Below are 16,414 nucleotides of genomic sequence, written 5' to 3' on the forward strand. Positions count from 1 at the left end.
GTCCGGCGCGTGGTCGCGCGGTGCCTAGAGTCGTGCCTCGAAGAGCGTGTTTCTTGTCGAGGAGGAACCCTGTGACCGACCCCGGGCACGCCGAGGGCACGGCAGCCCCCGCCGCACCGCAGACCCCCGCCCGTGACGCCCAGCTGCTGGAGCGCACGGTGTTCGAGGTGAAGCGGGTGATCGTCGGGCAGGACCGCCTCGTCGAGCGGATGCTGGTCGGGCTGCTCGCCAAGGGCCACCTGTTGCTGGAGGGCGTGCCCGGCGTGGCCAAGACGCTGGCCGTGGAGACCTTCGCGCGCGTCGTCGGCGGGTCGTTCAACCGCCTGCAGTTCACCCCCGACCTGGTGCCCGCGGACATCCTGGGCACCCGGATCTACCGCCAGGGCAGCGAGAGCTTCGACGTGGAGCTGGGCCCGGTGGTGGCCAACTTCGTGCTCGCCGACGAGATCAACCGGGCCCCGGCCAAGGTGCAGTCGGCGCTGCTGGAGGTCATGGCCGAGCGGCACGTGTCCATCGGCGGCAAGACCTTCCCGATGCCCGACCCGTTCCTGGTGATGGCCACCCAGAACCCGATCGAGAACGAGGGCGTCTACCCGCTGCCCGAGGCGCAGCGCGACCGCTTCCTGTTCAAGATCCTCGTCGAGTACCCCTCCGCCGAGGAGGAGCGCGAGATCGTCTACCGGATGGGCGTGCAGCCCCCGGCCCCGCACCAGGTGCTCACCGCGCAGGAGCTGGTCCGGCTCCAGGGCGTGGCCTCGCAGGTGTTCGTGCACCACGCGCTCGTCGACTACGTCGTCCGCGTCGTGCTGGCCACCCGCCAGCCCACCGAGCACGGCCTCACCGACGTCGCGGGCTGGATCGCCTACGGCGCCTCGCCGCGCGCCACCCTCGGCGTCGTCGCCGCCTCCCGGGCGCTGGCCCTGGTGCGCGGGCGCGACTACGTGCTGCCGCAGGACGTGGTGGACGTGGTTCCGGACGTGCTGCGGCACCGCCTCGTGCTGTCCTACGACGCGCTCGCCGACGGCGTCCCCGTCGACCACATCATCAGCCGCGTGCTGCAGACCGTTCCGCTGCCGCAGGTCTCCGCGCGTCCGCAGCAGGGCCCGCCGCCCGGCCAGCCCATGCCGCAGCCGCCCGCCCAGGCCGCGCCCAGGCAGTGAGGTCCACCGAGGAGAGCCCGGCCCGCCCGAGCTGGGCGCCGCCGTCGCTGCGGGGCGGGCGGATGGAGGCCGGGCTGCGCACGCTGGAGCTGACCGTGCGGCGGCGGCTGGACGGCCTGTTGCAGGGAAACCACCTCGGCCTGGTGCCCGGTCCGGGGACCGAGCCGGGTGAGGCGCGGCTCTACCAGCCCGGCGATGACGTGCGCCGGATGGACTGGTCGGTCACCGCGCGCACCACCGAGCCGCACATCCGGGAGACGATCGCCGACCGCGAGCTGGAGACCTGGGTCGTGCTGGACCGCTCACCGAGCATGGACTTCGGCACCGCGGGCTGTGAGAAGCGGGACCTGGGCATCGCCGCGCTCGCCGCCGTCGCGCACCTGACCAGGGGTGGCGGCAACCGGATCGGCGCGATCGTGGCCAACGGCGAGCGCACGGTCCGCATCCCGGCGCGCGGCGGCCTGCCCTACGCGCGGAGCCTGATCCGCAAGGCGGCCGAGCAGCCCGACGCGCCCGAGGGCACCCGCGGCGACCTCGCCGCCGCGCTGGAGCAGCTGCGCCGCCCGCCGCGCCGCCGCGGCCTCGCCGTGGTGATCTCCGACTTCCTCGGCCCGGTGAACTGGTTGCGCGCGATGCGCGGCCTGGCCGCCCGGCACGACCTGCTCGCGGTCGAGGTGCTGGACCCGCGCGATGTGGAACTGCCCGACGTCGGCACCGTGGTGCTGGCCGATCCGGAGACCGGCGGTCAGCGCGAGGTGCACGCGACCCCGTTGCTGCGCAGGGAGTTCGCCGCCGCGGCCGCGGCACACCGCGACGAGGTGGCGACCGCGCTGCGCGGGGTCGGGGCCTCGCACCTGGTGCTGCGCACCGACTCTGACTGGATCGCCGACATCCTGCGCTTCGTGGTGCGCCGCAAGCAGCGCTGGTCGGGAGGGGGAGCCTGATGTTCGGCCTGAGCCTGGCGGGCTTCGCCCACCCGTGGTGGTTCCTGCTGCTCGCCGGGGTGGCGGCGTTGCTCGGCTGGTACCTGTGGGCGCAGCGGCGGCGCAAGCGCAACGTCATGCGCTTCACCAACCTGGAGCTGCTGGAGAAGGTCGCGCCGAAGCGGCAGGGCTGGGTGCGGCACGTCGCGCCCGCGCTGCTGCTGGTGTCGATGGTGCTGCTGACCGTGGCGATGACCGGCCCGACCGGTGAACAGCGGGTGCCGCGCAACCGCGCGACAGTGATGCTGGTGATCGACGTGTCGCTGTCGATGAAGGCCACCGACGTGAAGCCGGACCGGCTGACCGCCGCGCAGAACGCCGCCAAGGCGTTCGCCGACGGGCTGACCCCCGGCGTGAACCTCGGCCTGATCTCCTTCGCCGGCTCCGCCGCCGTCGTCGTCGCGCCCACCGCGGAGCGCGCCCCCGTCAAGCACGCCATCGACAACCTGCGCCTCGGCGCGGGCACCGCGACCGGGGACTCGATCGCCTCCGCCGTGGCCGCCGTCGACTCCTTCGGCAAGCTGATCACCGGCCCCGAGGGCCGCCCGCCGTCGCGGATCGTGCTGATGTCCGACGGCAAGCAGACCATCCCGGCCAGCCTCGAGGAGCCGCGCGGGGCCTTTGCCGAGGCGAAGAACGCCAAGAACGCGGGCATGCCCATCTCCGCGATCTCCTTCGGCACCGAGTACGGCACCATCGAGATCGACGGCCGCCAGCAGATCGTGCCGGTGGACGACGACTCGATGAAGCAGATCGCCACCCTCTCCGGCGGTGACTTCCACAAGGCCGCCACCGAGAGCGAGCTGCGCCGGGTCTACGACAACCTCGGCGAGCAGATCGGCTACGAGACCAAGCGCGCCGACGCCAGCCGCCCCTGGATGGTGCTCGGCACGCTCACCCTCATCGTGGCCGCGGCCGTCTCCCTCGTCCTCGGCCAGCGCATCCCCTGACGTCGGGCGGTGCGCAGCCGCGCGCGCGTGCGTTGAACGCACCGAATGAGTCGTTCGGTGCGTTCAACTACCCCAATGACTCATTCAGGGGGTAGGCGACAGCGCGGTCGGGGGCCCGGGGTCAGTCCTGGTGCGACGATGCACGCGTGCGAGTGCTGCTGGTCGAGGACGACGAACCGATCGCCGAGTCGCTGGGGCGCGGGTTGCGCCGCTACGGATTCGAGGTCGACTGGGTGCGCACCGGGGCGGAGGCGCTGGCCGCCCCCGAGGCCGGGTTGGTGTTGCTGGACCTGGGCCTGCCGGACACCGACGGGCTGGACGTGTGCCGGGAGCTGCGGGCGCGCGGGGACGTGCCGATCATCGTGATCAGCGCGCGCAGCGACGAGGTGGATCGCGTGGTGGGCCTGGAGATCGGCGCGGACGACTACGTGTCGAAGCCGTTCGGGGTGCGCGAGGTGATCGCGCGGATGCGGGCGGTGCTGCGCCGGGTCCGCCCGCCCGGGCCGGAGGAACAGGCGCCGGACCGCTACGGGCGACTGGCGCTGGACCGGCGCGCCAGGCGGGCGTTGCTGGACGAGGCGGAAGTGCCGCTGACGCCGAAGGAGTACGACCTGCTCGCGTTCCTCACCGAGGAGCCGGGCGCGGTGTTCACCAGGGAACAGATCATGGAAGCGGTCTGGGACGCCAACTGGTTCGGCCCGACCAAGACGCTGGACGTGCACATCGGCGCGCTGCGGCGGAAGTTCCCGGAAGCCTTCGTGATCGAGACCGTGCGCGGTGTCGGGTTCCGTCTGGTCGTCTCGTAGTGGTCCGCCAGCTCGTCGCCAGCTACGTCCTGCTGATCGCGTTGGCGATCGCGGGTTTCACCGTTCCGGTCGCGTTCACGCTCACCAAGCAGCTGGAGGACGATCTCGAACTGTCCGTACGGCGCGAGGCCGACACGGTGGCGCTGCTGCTCGCCGCGGGTGACGAACCGTCCCGCCAGGCGCTGGATCGGCTTGTGCGGGCCTACGAACAGCAAACGCCCGGGCGGATCGAGTTGCTGCCCGCGTCGGCAGCCACGGACAGCGCGGTGTGGCAGCACTCCCCCGTGCTCGGTGCGGACGCGTTGGTGGTCACGGTCCCGGCCCGTTCAGCGGACGGAGCGGTCAAGGGCGCGGTGCGGGTCAGCTTCCCGGAAGCGCCGCTGGAGCGGCGGCTGTGGCAGATCTGGGGCTTCCGCGCGGCGCTCGCGGTCGGAGTGCTGGTGCTGGCCGCGGCGGCGGGGGTGTTCGTCGCGCGGCGGCTGACGCGACCGTTGCGGGAGCTGACCGCGATGGCGGCGCGCTTCGGCGACGGCGACCTCACCGCTCGTTCCGTCGAGGCAGGTCCTCCGGAGACGCGCACGCTGTCGCGAACCCTCAACGCCGGAGCGGAACGGATCGGCACGCTCGTCGACGCGCAACGGGCGTTCGTCGCCGACGCGTCGCACCAGCTCCGCACTCCGCTGACCGCGCTGAGGCTGTCCCTGGACAACATCGCCGATGAGGTGGACGACGAGTTCACGCGCGAGGACGTGGCCGCCGCGACCGCCGAGGTGGTCCGGATGAGCAGGCTGGTCAGCGGCTTGCTCGCGCTGGCGAAAGCCGAGGGCATGGTGGCCCCGCCCGAGCCGGTCGAGGTGGCGGCCCTGGTCGAGGACCGGTTCGAGGTGTGGTCGCCGGTGGCCGCGGAGCGCGGGGTGCGCCTGGTGGCCGAGCTGCCCGAGGAGGACCTGCGGGTGCTCGCCGGGCCGGGGCAGCTGGAGCAGGTGCTGGACAACGTGCTCTCCAACGCGCTGGAGGTGTCCCCGGAGGGCGGGGTGATCACCGTCCGGGCCGGGGCCGCGGGCGACCGCGTGGACCTGGTCGTGCTCGACCAGGGACCCGGACTGTCCGAACAGGACAGAGAACGGGCGTTCGACCGGTTCTGGCGCGGTCCCGCGCTGACCGGCCGCGGCGGCTCCGGGCTCGGCCTGGCCATCGTGAAGCAGCTGGTCGCCGACTCCGCCGGGAGCGTGCGCCTGGTGGCGGCTCCCGGCGGAGGGCTGGGCGTGCGGCTGTCCCTGCGGGCGGCTACTTCTCCGGCATCGCCGAGGAGTGGTGGGTGACGATCAGCCACGTGCCCTTCACCTTCTCGTAGACGTAGGTGTAGCGGGCGTCCACAGTGGACCCGTCGGAGAAGCTGAAGCGGTAGGTGCCGTTGTCGGTCGCGGTGTTGTTGTCCAGCACGGTGATCGTCGAGCTGAGGATGCGACCGCTCGGCTTCTTCGCGAGGAAGGTCTCGAAGTAGTCGACGATCCTGGCCCGGCTGGTGCGGACCTCGTCGGAGACCGTGGGCAGCAGCACCGCGTTGGGCGCGTAGAGGTCGGCGACCGTGCTCGGACTACCGGTGGCGAGCGCGGCGTTCCACCGGTCGAACAGCGCGGCGACCTGCTGCTTGGCGTGCTGCTTGCCCAGACCGATCTCGATGCCTAACGCGGAACGCTGCGGGGCTTGCGCGCTCGCGGTACCGGCGAACGCGGTGGCGAGCAGCGCGGTGGTCACGGCCGCGACTCTGATGCCCTTGCTCGTGCGCATAGTCGAACTCCTCTTCGCTGCGAGTGGATGTGTGACTCCACTTTCGAGCGAGCGGGGTAGCGCCAGGACAGCACGAAGACAGGGCCAGGCAAGGGAAAGGACAAACTTCGGCGAGTGGCGATCCGGTCACTCGGCGCGCTCGCGCCAGCGCCCGAGATCCTCCGGGGTGTCGATGTCGTCGGCCTCCGCGTTCTCGGCGGGCAGCCGCCGCACGGTCAGCGCGCCGAGAACGCGGCGAAGCGAGCTTCCCGAGGGCGATCCGGGCAGACACCGCCGCAGCGCGCCGGTTCGCCAGACGCCCACCATCCACTGTGGACGACCTTCGGCGTCGACGAGCACGACCCCGTCGACGTCCTCGGTCAGCGCGGCGCGCAGCCGGGTCAGGGTCGCGGCGGTGATCCCGGGTTGGTCGACCGCGAGCACCGCGACCACGTCGGCGCTCACCCGCGCGAGGCCCGCCGCGAGGCCGGCGACCGGTCCCCCGCCCGGCGGGTCCTCACGCGTCCACACCACCGGCCGGGCGGTCTCGCGCCGGGGACCGACCACGATCACCCGCGCGCCGGGGTCCACCGCGTCGAGCACCCGGTCCAACAGGGTCCTGCCGCCGAGCACGAGCGCGGCCTTGTCCTGTCCACCGAGGCGGCTGCCCTCGCCGCCCGCCAGCACGATCAGCTCCACACACCCATCCTGCGCCGGACGCCGTTCCGTGCTCGTGGCGGGCCCCCACCACGAGCACGGAACGGCCGCGAGTCAGGAGTTGACGGTGCCCAGGTTGACCGGGATCGACGTCGGACCGATCGTGATGAACGACGCCGAGTAGGGGATCTCCGCCGGGTCGATCGCGAGGCTGAGCTCCGGCAGTCGCCGGTACAGCGTGGCCAGCGCGAGTTCGCCCTCCAGGCGGGCCAGGTGCGCGCCCACGCAGAACCGCGGCCCGAAGCCGAATCCCGGGTGCCCGTTCTGGTCCCTGGTGATGTCGAACTCGTTCACGGTCTCCCCGTAGACGGCCGGGTCCTGCCCGGCGGCCTGGAAGGACACGCCGACCGCGCTGCCCTTGGGGATGAGCACACCGTCGACGGTGACGTCCTCGGCGGCGTACCGGAAGCTGGTCCACATCACCGAGTGCCGGTACCGCAGGGTCTCCTCGACCACGTCGGCCCACCGGTCCTCGGCCTTGGCCAGCTCCAGCTGCTCGGGGTTCTGCGACAGCGCGACGATCGCGTGGCCGAGCATGTGCACCGTGGTCTCGTGACCGGCGAGCACCATCAGCCACAGCACGCCGACCAGCTCGTCCGTGGTGAGCTTGTCGCCCTCGTCGCGGGCGTGCACCAGGCCCGACGTGAGGTCCTCGCCGGGCTCCTTGTGCTTGCGCTGCACCAGCTCGTGCAGGTAGCCCTGGTAGGCCTTCTGCGTCGCGAACGCCTCCTCGGGCGGGGTGGTGTGCGAGAGCAGCAGGGTCGTCCACCGCCGCACGTCGGCCCGTTCCGACCTGGGCACGCCGAACAGCTCGCAGATCACCCACATCGGCAGCGCCTCGGTGAAGGTGGGCACGAGGTCGACGCCGTCACCCGCGGCCACCACGCCGTCGATCAGCTCGTCGATGATCGCCTGCACCCTCGGTCGCAGCGCCTGCACGCGCGCGGGGGTGAACGCCTTGGCGATCAGGCCGCGCAGCCTCCTGTGCTGCGCCCCGTCCGTGGTGGACATGTGCTCGCCCTGGACGATGGCGCGCAGCGGCCAGTCCGCGGGGATCGAACCGTTGTGCAGGTCCGGCCAGTGCTCCGGACCGCGGAAGAAGACCTTGTTGTCACCAGCGATGATCTCGCGCGCCGCCTTCTGCGACAGCGCGAGGTAGGCGGGAACGCCGCCGGGGTAGGCCACCTTCACCACGGGACCGATTTCCCGGAGGCGGTTGCAGGTGTCGAGAACCGGCTCGTTGGCCGGAAAGGCGGGAAGGTCGGTTGTCATCGGGAAGCACCTTCCGTACTGGAACCACGTGTGACGGGCCGGATCGGCGCCCGATGTTCCACCGCCCGAGCTGCGGGAACAAGGCCGTCACCCCGTTCAAGCCGCAAAACAAAAGCAAGTGCACAAAACCCAAGAAAACCCTTCGGCCTCCCGCGAAAGCTCCGTGCACCCTAATGGCCTGAGACGAACACGAAATTTCTTTCGTGGACTTAGGATGCCCGCTCATGGGGAGCGAGCGGGTGATAGCGGGGCGCTACCGGCTGGAGGAGCGGATCGGCTCCGGGGCGATGGGCGTGGTGTGGCGGGCCACCGACACCGAGCTGGGGCGGACGGTGGCGCTCAAGCGCTCGCAGGAGGGCGACAACGGCCAGATCCGGCGGGAGGCCCGGATCGGCGCCGGGCTGCATCACCCGCACGTGGTCACCGTCTTCGACGTGGTGGTCGACGACGGCGAGCGCTGGCTGGTCATGGAGCACCTGGCCGCGCGCACGCTGGCCGAGATCCTCGACGAGGACGGGCCGCTGGCCCCCGACGTCGCCGCGAGGATCGGGACTCAGCTCGCGGCCGCGCTCACCGCCATGCACGAGCGTCGCATGGTGCACCGGGACATCAAGCCGGGCAACGTGCTCGTCGCTGAGGACGGCACCGCGAAGCTCACCGACCTCGGCATCGCGCAGTGGGCCGAGGTGACCCACACCAACAGCGGCCAGATCGGCGGCACGCCCGGCTACCTCGCCCCGGAGGTCGCCGACGGACGTGACGCGAAGGCGTCCGCCGACGTGTTCTCCTTGGGTGCCACGCTGTTCGCCGCTGTGGAGGGCAGTTCCCCGTGGGGTGAGGCGACCCGCGGCCCGTTCGCCCAGCTGCGCCGCGCCGCGTCCGGTGCCACCGAGCCGATGAAGCGGGCCGGCCCCCTGGAACCGGTACTGGCGAAACTGCTCAGCAAGGCCCCCGCCGACCGCCCGACCGCGGCACAGGCGAAGGACCTGCTCGACGAGATCACCGGTACCTCGACTGCGGTGTTCCCTCTGCCCCGCAAGCGAAAGCGACGCGCGCTCGCACTCGGCGCCGCGGCTGTGGCCATCGCGCTCGCCGCCGGTGCGGCCGTGTACCTCACGAGGGACACCGTCGTTCCCGGTTCGCTCGGCGACCCGCGCACCGCGGACCCGTGTTCCCTGGTCGACCCGGCCGCGGTCGCCTCCTTCGGCGAGGTGACCGCGGACTCCGAGTACGGCGAGTACCTGCGCTGCGGCCTCTTCATCAAGCAGAGCAGGGCGGACCAGGACCTGATCGTGCTGGCGGTGGAGTTCGACCAGCGCGAGGAGTACCCGGAGCAGCCGTACACGCCCGGCAGGCTCGGCATGGCACACCGCCCGCCCGAGAAGAACAACCGGTGCCTGCGCGCGATCCCGCTCCCGGACGTCGGCCAGGTCAAGATCACCACCAAGCACCGGCACGGACAGCCCGCTCCCCTGTGCGCGGTCGCGGAGGCGGCGTTCAGCAACGCGCTGACCGTGCTCTCCCGGGGCGGGATCCCGCGCCGCCGCGACCCCTTCCCCAAGGAGTCCGCGGCACGGCTGGACGCGTGCACGCTGCTCGGCGCCGCCGATCTCACCAAGGTGCTCGGCGTCCCCGGCATGCCCGCGGAACCCAAGCTGGGCAACTGGACCTGCTACTGGGAGAAGGGCCCCGTGGAGGCCGAGATCGCGCTGACCCGCGACTGGCAACTCACGCCCGGCCCGGACGAGGACGGCGAGCTGATCAAGCTCGGCTCGCGGGAGGCGTTCGTCGAGACGAGCAAGGCGGGCGACGACGACGCCGACGTCTGCACCGTCCGGATCGTGCACCGCAAGTACCCCAGGAAAGCGGCGTGGAACGACGTCTGGGACGAGCTGGTCAACGTGTCGGTGGAGACCAACTCCGACCCGCTGCCCGTGCTCTGCGCGAAGGCGGTCGACCTCGCGCGCATCGTCGAGCGACGGCTGCCCGCGGTCTGAGCCGACCGGCTCCGGTCAGCCCTCCGCGCCACGGGCCGCTCCTCCGTCCGGCAGCCGTCAGAGCAGGCGTGCCGCGTACGGCATGATGCCGCCGTAGCGCACCGACGTCACCCGGACCCTGGCTCCGGAGAACGGGGCCTCGACCATCCGCCCGCCGCCGATGTACATGGCGACGTGGTGGATGCGGCCACCGTTGCCCCAGAACAGCATGTCGCCCGGCTGCATCTGGGACAGCGGCACCCTGCGGCCGTAGTTGTACTGGTAGCCGCTGTAGTGCGGGAGGTTGATGCCGACCGCCGAGAACGCGTAGATCATCAGCCCCGAGCAGTCGAACCCGATCTTGCGGTAGTCGCCGAAGGCGTCCGCGACGCCGCCGTCCCGGATGCCGCGCGTCGGGCCGCTGCCGTTGCCGCCGCCCCACGCGTAGATCACGCCGAGCTGCGACAGCGCCCGGTTGATCACGATCTGCACGGCACCGCTGCCCGCGACCCTGGTCGGCCGCTGCACGGTGCCCCTGGTGCCACCGCCGCCGGTGCGCCTGCGCTCCTCGGACGCGGCGGCAGCGGCGGCCTCGGCGGCCTGCCGGGCCAGCTCGGCCTCCTCGCGCCGCTTGGCCTCCTGCCAGTTCTCGAAGGTGCGCCGCTGGTTCTGCAGGCCGCCGACCCGGTTGCGGGCCTCCTCCAGCTGGCGCTCGACCGAGCTGCGCTCGTTCTCCAGCTGCTCGGCCCTGCGCTCCTGCCCGGCCCTGGCGCTGACCGCGGCGGCGCGGGCGGCGTCGGCGGCGCGCTTGGCGGCCTCGGCCGCGTCCTCCTTCTGCTTGGCGACCTCCAGCGCCTTGCGCGCCAGCGAGTCCTTGTTCGCCTTGTCGGTGCGCGCCCGCTGCATGTTGTCCAGCGCGGTGAGCTGGGAGCCGCTGGCCGCGTCCAGCATCCGCAGCCGCTCCAGCAACTCGTCGGCGCTGCGCACGCCCATCAGCGCGCGGATCGAGCCGACCGTGCTGCCCTGCTGGTAGCTGCTGGAGGCGAACGCGTCGACCTGCTTGCGGACCTCCTCGATGGCCCGCCCGGCCGCCTCGGCCTCGGCCTTGGCGCCGTCGGCGTCCCGCTTGGCCGCCAGCGCGGCCGCCTCGGCCGCGTCCAGGTCGACCTGCGCCTTGTTGGCGTCCTCCATCTTGAGCTGGACCTCGGCGGAGAGCTCCAGCAGCTTGGTCTCGGCCTGGGCCAGCTGGTTGGTCAGCTTGCCGACCTCACCGGCCTTGGAGTCGACGTCCACCCGGCCCTGCTGCAGCTCCGCGTCGCTGGGGTTGGGCGGCGGCGGGGGGACGGCCTCGGCCGTGCCCGCGATCCCGACCGCGGTGACCATCGCGAGGGCCACGCTGACGAGCGTGCTGCCGCTCCGTCGAGTCGACATCAACTCACCTCCCACGGGCGGACCGCGGTGATCCCCGGTCGCGCTGAACGGCCCGACGTGGCGTCACCCGCCGAACACGCAGCGCAACTGTGCACCCCGACCTCAACTCCTGCCACTTGTAGCAGCAGAAACACGCGCCTCGTCCCTCACTCGTGTCACAAACGGCTACAAATCGGTCACGGGCTCCCCTGGCCTCCGCTGGTCAGGACCTTACGCAGCGCGATGCGTGATCGACAGCAAAATGGCCCCTTCGCCGGGGCGAAGGGGCCATTCGCACTCCCGGCTAGTTGACCTGACGCGCCTGACCCGCCCAGAACGGCTCGCGGAGCTTGAACTTCTGGATCTTGCCGGTGGCCGTGCGCGGGATGGACTCGCGGAACTCCACCGAGGTCGGCGCCTTGTACCCGGCCAGCCGCTGCTTGCAGTGCGCGATGATCTCCTGCTCGGTGACCTCGGCGCCCTCCGCCGTCACCACCAGCGCCTTGATCGTCTCGCCCCACTTCTCGTCGGGCACGCCGATCACCGCGACCTCGGCGACCGCGGGGTGGCTGAACACCGCGTCCTCCACCTCGATGGACGACACGTTCTCGCCACCGGTGATGATCACGTCCTTCTTGCGGTCGGAGATCGTCAGGTGGCCCTCGTCGTCCAGGGTGCCGCCGTCACCGGTGTGGAACCAGCCGCCGTCCAGCGCGTCCTCGGTGGCCTCCTTGTTGTTCCAGTAGCCCTCCAGCACCGTGTTGGAGCGGGCCAGCACCTCACCGGTGTCGGAGACCCGCAGCCGGACGCCGATGGCAGGCGCGCCCGCGCGGGAGAGCTTGCGGGCGCGCTCCTCGGCGGGCAGATCGACGTCCTGCGGCCGGGTGCGGTTGAAGGTCAGCGTCGGCGAGGTCTCGGTCAGGCCGTAGAGCTGCTGGAACTCCCAGCCCAGCTCGTCCTCGATCCGCGCGATGGTGCGGGTGGGCGGCGGGGCGCCCGCGCAGACGATGCGCATCGAGCCGCGGCCGGGGATCTCGCCCTGCCAGTCCTGGGCGGCGTCGAGCACCATGTTCCACACCGCGGGCGCGCCGCAGGCCAGGGTCACGCCGTGCTGCTCGACCCGGCGCAGGATCTCCGTGCCGTCGACCTTGCGCAGCACCACCTGCTTGGCACCGAGGCCGGCCAGCACGAACGGCATGCCCCAGCCGTTGCAGTGGAACATCGGCAGCGTGTGCAGGTAGACGTCCCGCTCCCACGCCCGCACGTGTAACCCGAAGGTCATCGTGTTGGTCCAAATGTTGCGGTGGGTGATCTGCACACCCTTGGGCCGCGCGGTGGTGCCCGAGGTGTAGTTGATCGTCGCCGTGGCGTCCTCGTCCGGCGCCGACCACGCGCGCGGCTCGGTGCCGAAGCGCATCAGCTCCGTCTCGGTCTGCTCGCCGAGCACGTAGCGGTGCTGCGCGGTGATCCCGCGAAGGTCGGCGTCCAGCTCCGGGTCGACGAGCAGGGTCGAGGCGCCGCAGTGCTCGACGATGTAGGAGATCTCCTCCGCGCGCAGCCGGAAGTTGATCGGCACGCAGATCCGGCCGCTGGCCGGGACCGCGTAGAGCAGTTCGAGCAGACGGCTGGAGTTGTGGCTGACAACCGCCACGCGTTCGCCCTCGCCGACCCCGAGCGCGTCGAAGCCCGCCTGCCAGGCCCGCACCCGAGCCGCGACCTCGCCGTAGGTGGTCGTCGGCACCGCCGCGGCCGGCTGGTCGGGCTCGTCCACTATCGCGGTCGCGCCGGACCAGACGGTTTCGGCTCGATCCACGAAGTCGGCGACGGTAAGCGGGACCCGCATGGTCTTCGTACCTCCAGGGCCGGAAACACCGAGTGGCCGGAAGGGTACTGAGGGCTACCGGCGGGCGACAGGCGCCCCTGGCATGACTCACCCTTCTGGCGGGCGGATCAACGCATGCGGCCGAACGGAGCAGCGCAGGGGTGGGAGTGCCAGGATGCGCGTCGTGCGACAGAAGTTGCGACGGCCCGGAATCGGGCTCGCCATCCTCGGTCTGGTCATCACCGTCGCGGGCACCTTTCTGCCCTGGCTCTACTCGGGCTCGGTGCAGCGCAACAGCTACGAGGCCGCTGACCTGCTGCGACGCCTGCTCGGGCTGGACTCGGGGGTGGGCGGGGCACTGCTGGTGGCCTGGCCCGCGATCGGCCCGGTCGCCGGGCTGTGTGTCGCTGGTTACGTCCTCGGGCTTCCCCGTGCGGCGGCTGTAGCGAATCTGCTCCTTTCGGCGATAACCGGCGCAGTGGGGGTGTTCGCGTCCGTCCACGCCGACTCCGGGGGCTCTTTGGTCGGCATCAGCGGGACGGGACCTGTAACCGTGCTGGTCGGCGCCGTGCTGGCGCTGCTCGGTGCGATCGCCGTGCTCGCGAGCGCCCCTGGTCCTTTCGCACAGGGGAGTGAGTTTGAGCAGCACCGAGGGCAACCAGCCTCCTGAGGTTCCCGAGACGGGCGTTCCCGAGAGCGCGGTTCCCGGGATCGTGGAGCCGCGGCCGCGCCGCAGGACCGGCCTGGTCGCCGGGGCGATCGTGGGCGTGCTCGCGCTCGTCGGCGGGGGCGTCGCCCTGGCCGTGGCGATGCAGGGCTCCGGCGCGCCGGGCTCGTCGCCGCAGAGCGCGGTGAGCGGGCTGGTGGAGGCGCTCAACAAGAACGACACCGTCGGCGTGCTGGACCGCGTCCACCCCGCGGAGGCCAAGGCCTTCCGCGACCTCGCGCTCACCTCGGCGGCGGAGATGAAGCGCCTGGAGGTGCTGCGCGCCGACGCCGACGCGCTGAGGATGAGCAGCGGGGTCAAGGCCGAGGAGGTCGGCTTCGACGCCGAGCCCGAGGAGAGGATCACCGACCGGATCAGCGTGGTCAAGCTGGTCAAGGGCCGCGTCTCGATGACCGACGACCCGGCGCAGACCCCCTACACCGAGAAGTTCCTCAAGCTGATCGAGGGCGTCCCGGGCGCGTCGGTCACCCAGACCTCCACTGTGGACATCGCGGATGTGGTGCGGCGCACCGGGAAGCCGGTCCGGATCGCCACCGTGAAGGTCGGCGACGCCTGGTACCCCAGCCTCTACTACTCCGTCGCGGACTTCGTGCTCCAGCTGACCGGCCGCTCCTGGCCGAAGGAGACGATCCCGGCCGTCGGCGCGGCCACCCCGGAGCAGGCCGTGCGCGAGCTGGTGACCGCCGCGGTGGACGGCAACACCCGCAGGGTGATCGAGCTGCTGCCGCCGACCGAGATGGCGGTCGCGCACGACATCGGCAACGCACTGGTGGTGCAGCTGAGCGGTGAGGTCCCCTCGGACACCAAGCTCGTCGAGCTGCAGACCGAGACCAAGGACATCCCCGGCGGCAAGCGGATCAGCCCGCGCAAGATCGTCCTGGAGACCGGCGGCACGCGGATCAGCCTGGCGCGCGACGGAGATTGCGTGAACATCGACACCAGCGAGGGCAAGCGGGTCGCCTGTCTCGACCAGATGCTGGCGGGCGTCGAGGAGGCAGCGGCCGAGGACGGCGTGCAGCTGTCCGAAGCCGCGCTGCGGGCCTTCCAGGGCATCGGCCGCAACCTGCTCGACATCGGTGTCGCCACCGTCGAGGAGAACGGCAAGCACTACCTGAGCCCGACCGGCACGATCAACGAGCTGTTCCTGACCTTCCTGCGCGGTCTGGACGCCAAGTCGCTCGCGGAGCTGACGCAGCTGGGCGGACGCTGATCCGGGGTGATCAGGAGGGCCGCCCGGGCGGCCCTTTCTTTTTCGCTCGTTCGGGGAACCCCACCGTGGGGTCGCCACTCGAAGCGGTCCCACGACGACCTAGGGTCGCCGTGCACAGCGCGACGCGGAACTGCGGAAGGGACACCGCCGTGAGCACTCCCGGGAACAGCCCGGCCGAGGGGGCCGAGCCCCCGCAGCACGAACCGGACGGGGCGGACGTGGCCACGCCGCCGATGGGCGTGCCGGTGCAGCCGCACCCGCAGCCCGATCCCGGGCAGGTGCCGCCCGGCCACGGCGGCGCCCCCTTCGCGCCGCAGAAGAAGAAGCGCACCGGTGTCGTCGTCGGCGTCGTCGTCGGCGTGCTGGCGCTGGTCGCCGCGGGCGTGACCGCGATCTTCGCCTTCTCCGGCGGCGGCGCGAGCACCCCGACGGCCGCCGCGACCAAGCTGGTGACGGCGCTGGGCAAGGGCGACATCGCCGGGATGATGACCAGCCTGGCGCCCGCCGAGGCGAAGCTGAGCGTCGACTACACCGTGGCGACGATGAACGAGCTCAAGCGCCTCGAGGTGATGAAGCCCGACGCCAACCCCGAGCAGCTGACCGGGGTGGAGCTGAAGGCCGAAGGCCTGCGCTTCGACGAAGCCGGTGAGGAGCAGCTCAACGACCACGTCGCGGTCGCGAAGCTGGTCGAGGGCCGGATCACGATCACCTCGGACACCGCGAAGCTGCCGCTGGCGGACAAGTTCGTCGACCTGGCCTTCCCCAACGGCCGCGTCGATCAGCGGACCACGCGGACCATCGACGTCGCAGACGTGGTGCGGGGCATCGGCGGGCCGGTGCGGATCGCCTCGGTGAAGGTGGACGGCTCCTGGTACGCGAGCGTGTTCTACACGATCGCCGACAACATCCTGGCCGCCGAGGAGATCGCCTGGCCGAAGCAGCCGATCCCGGCCAACGGCGCCGCCGACCCCGAGACCGCGGTCAAGGAGCTGGCGCAGGCGGCGCTGTCCGGGGACCTGCGCCGGGTGGTCGAGCTGCTGCCGCCGGACGAGATGGGCGTGCTGCACGACCTGGGCCCGCTGCTGGTCGGTGAGCTCAGCGGCGGTGAGGTGGGCTCCGGGACGCGGATCAGCGACCTCAGGACGGTGCGCAAGGACGTCAACGGCGGCACCAGGGTCGGGCTTGACTCGATGACGCTGGAGATGGACGGCGAGCGCGGTTCCGTGCGCCGCGTGCAGGACTGCTACGAGGTGCAGGACCCGCAGGGCAAGGTCGAGAAGATGTGCGCGAAGGACCTCGTCGAGGAGTTCACCTCCGGCGCCGAGGAGCGCTTCCGCCGCAACACCGGCCGGGCGATGCCGCAGCAGCTGAAGGACTTCGCGGAGCGGATCGTGCGCAACTTCTTCGACGCGGGCGTGATGTCCACGCAGGTCGACGGCAAGCACTACGTCAGCCCGGTGCGCACCGTCAGCGAACTCATGTTGACCGTGCTGCGCAGCCTCGAACCGAAGGACATCGAGGAACTCGCCAAGGCAGGCAAGTAGCTCCCAGCGGTCAGGACCCCCGGCGCGTTCCCGCCGGGGGTTCCTGCTCGAAGGACGGATCATCGAC

General features: G+C 71.6%; 14 protein-coding genes. 9 read left to right on the plus strand and 5 right to left on the minus strand.

Translation table 11 applies throughout. The features are described 5' to 3' along the window. Positions 1-71: 71 nt before the first annotated feature. The 5 genes from BLT28_RS14360 to BLT28_RS14380 all read left to right on the plus strand — a co-directional run bounded on the left by BLT28_RS14360 (position 72) and on the right by BLT28_RS14380 (position 5,221). Positions 72-1,160 carry an AAA family ATPase gene (locus BLT28_RS14360; protein WP_030429599.1) on the plus strand — a complete coding sequence of 363 codons (1,089 nt, stop codon included), beginning with the start codon at positions 72-74 and terminating at the stop codon, positions 1,158-1,160. A gap of 62 nt (positions 1,161-1,222) precedes the next feature. Next, a complete protein-coding gene (locus tag BLT28_RS14365; RefSeq protein WP_081900290.1) occupies positions 1,223-2,104 on the plus strand; it encodes a DUF58 domain-containing protein in 882 nt (293 codons plus the stop codon). A gap of 8 nt (positions 2,105-2,112) precedes the next feature. After that, positions 2,113-3,093, plus strand: coding sequence for a VWA domain-containing protein (locus BLT28_RS14370; protein ID WP_030429597.1), 981 nt, complete (start codon positions 2,113-2,115; stop codon positions 3,091-3,093). A 146-nt stretch (positions 3,094-3,239) separates the two neighbouring features. Next, entirely contained in the window at positions 3,240-3,899 is a 660-nt protein-coding gene (locus tag BLT28_RS14375) for a response regulator transcription factor (RefSeq protein WP_030429596.1), read from the plus strand. Further along, positions 3,899-5,221 (plus strand): sensor histidine kinase, encoded by a 1,323-nt coding sequence (locus tag BLT28_RS14380; protein ID WP_030429595.1) that lies wholly within the window; start codon positions 3,899-3,901, stop codon positions 5,219-5,221. Before BLT28_RS14375 ends, BLT28_RS14380 begins: the two co-directional genes overlap by 1 nt. Here the strand turns inward: BLT28_RS14380 and BLT28_RS14385 are convergent. The 3 genes from BLT28_RS14385 to BLT28_RS14395 form a co-directional block, all read right to left on the minus strand. Then, positions 5,187-5,690, minus strand: a complete 504-nt coding sequence (locus tag BLT28_RS14385) for an SgcJ/EcaC family oxidoreductase (protein WP_081900289.1) — start codon at positions 5,688-5,690, stop codon at positions 5,187-5,189. The genes BLT28_RS14380 and BLT28_RS14385 overlap by 35 nt on opposite strands. A 126-nt stretch (positions 5,691-5,816) precedes the next feature. After that, positions 5,817-6,368, minus strand: coding sequence for a molybdenum cofactor guanylyltransferase (gene mobA, locus BLT28_RS14390; protein ID WP_030429593.1), 552 nt, complete (start codon positions 6,366-6,368; stop codon positions 5,817-5,819). A 72-nt stretch (positions 6,369-6,440) separates the two neighbouring features. Further along, a complete protein-coding gene (locus BLT28_RS14395) occupies positions 6,441-7,658 on the minus strand; it encodes a cytochrome P450 family protein (protein WP_030429592.1) in 1,218 nt (405 codons plus the stop codon). 224 nt (positions 7,659-7,882) lie between these two features. Between BLT28_RS14395 and BLT28_RS14400 the strand changes: the two genes are divergently transcribed. Continuing rightward, positions 7,883-9,655 carry a serine/threonine-protein kinase gene (locus tag BLT28_RS14400; protein WP_052407314.1) on the plus strand — a complete coding sequence of 591 codons (1,773 nt, stop codon included), beginning with the start codon at positions 7,883-7,885 and terminating at the stop codon, positions 9,653-9,655. A gap of 57 nt (positions 9,656-9,712) precedes the next feature. Here BLT28_RS14400 and BLT28_RS14405 read toward each other — a convergent pair whose 3' ends face one another. Beyond that, the gene (locus tag BLT28_RS14405; RefSeq protein ID WP_030429590.1) at positions 9,713-11,065 is read right to left on the minus strand and encodes an NlpC/P60 family protein; all 1,353 of its coding nucleotides are present in this window, start codon (positions 11,063-11,065) and stop codon (positions 9,713-9,715) included. Positions 11,066-11,348: 283 nt separating this feature from the next. Further along, on the minus strand, positions 11,349-12,887 hold the full coding sequence (locus BLT28_RS14410; protein WP_030429589.1) for a long-chain-fatty-acid--CoA ligase: 1,539 nt from the start codon (positions 12,885-12,887) through the stop codon (positions 11,349-11,351). Between the two features lie 163 nt (positions 12,888-13,050). Here BLT28_RS14410 and BLT28_RS14415 point away from each other — a divergent pair, with 163 nt between their 5' ends. The 3 genes from BLT28_RS14415 (at position 13,051) to BLT28_RS14425 (ending at position 16,347) form a co-directional block, all read left to right on the plus strand. After that, positions 13,051-13,536, plus strand: coding sequence for a hypothetical protein (locus BLT28_RS14415; protein ID WP_083383742.1), 486 nt, complete (start codon positions 13,051-13,053; stop codon positions 13,534-13,536). Beyond that, positions 13,505-14,803 carry a hypothetical protein gene (locus BLT28_RS14420; RefSeq protein ID WP_052407312.1) on the plus strand — a complete coding sequence of 433 codons (1,299 nt, stop codon included), beginning with the start codon at positions 13,505-13,507 and terminating at the stop codon, positions 14,801-14,803. Before BLT28_RS14415 ends, BLT28_RS14420 begins: the two co-directional genes overlap by 32 nt. A 149-nt stretch (positions 14,804-14,952) precedes the next feature. Beyond that, positions 14,953-16,347, plus strand: coding sequence for a hypothetical protein (locus tag BLT28_RS14425; protein WP_063766574.1), 1,395 nt, complete (start codon positions 14,953-14,955; stop codon positions 16,345-16,347). The last annotated feature ends 67 nt before the right edge of the window (positions 16,348-16,414 follow it).

The organism is Allokutzneria albata (genome assembly GCF_900103775.1).
Classification (GTDB): Bacteria; Actinomycetota; Actinomycetes; order Mycobacteriales; family Pseudonocardiaceae; genus Allokutzneria; species Allokutzneria albata.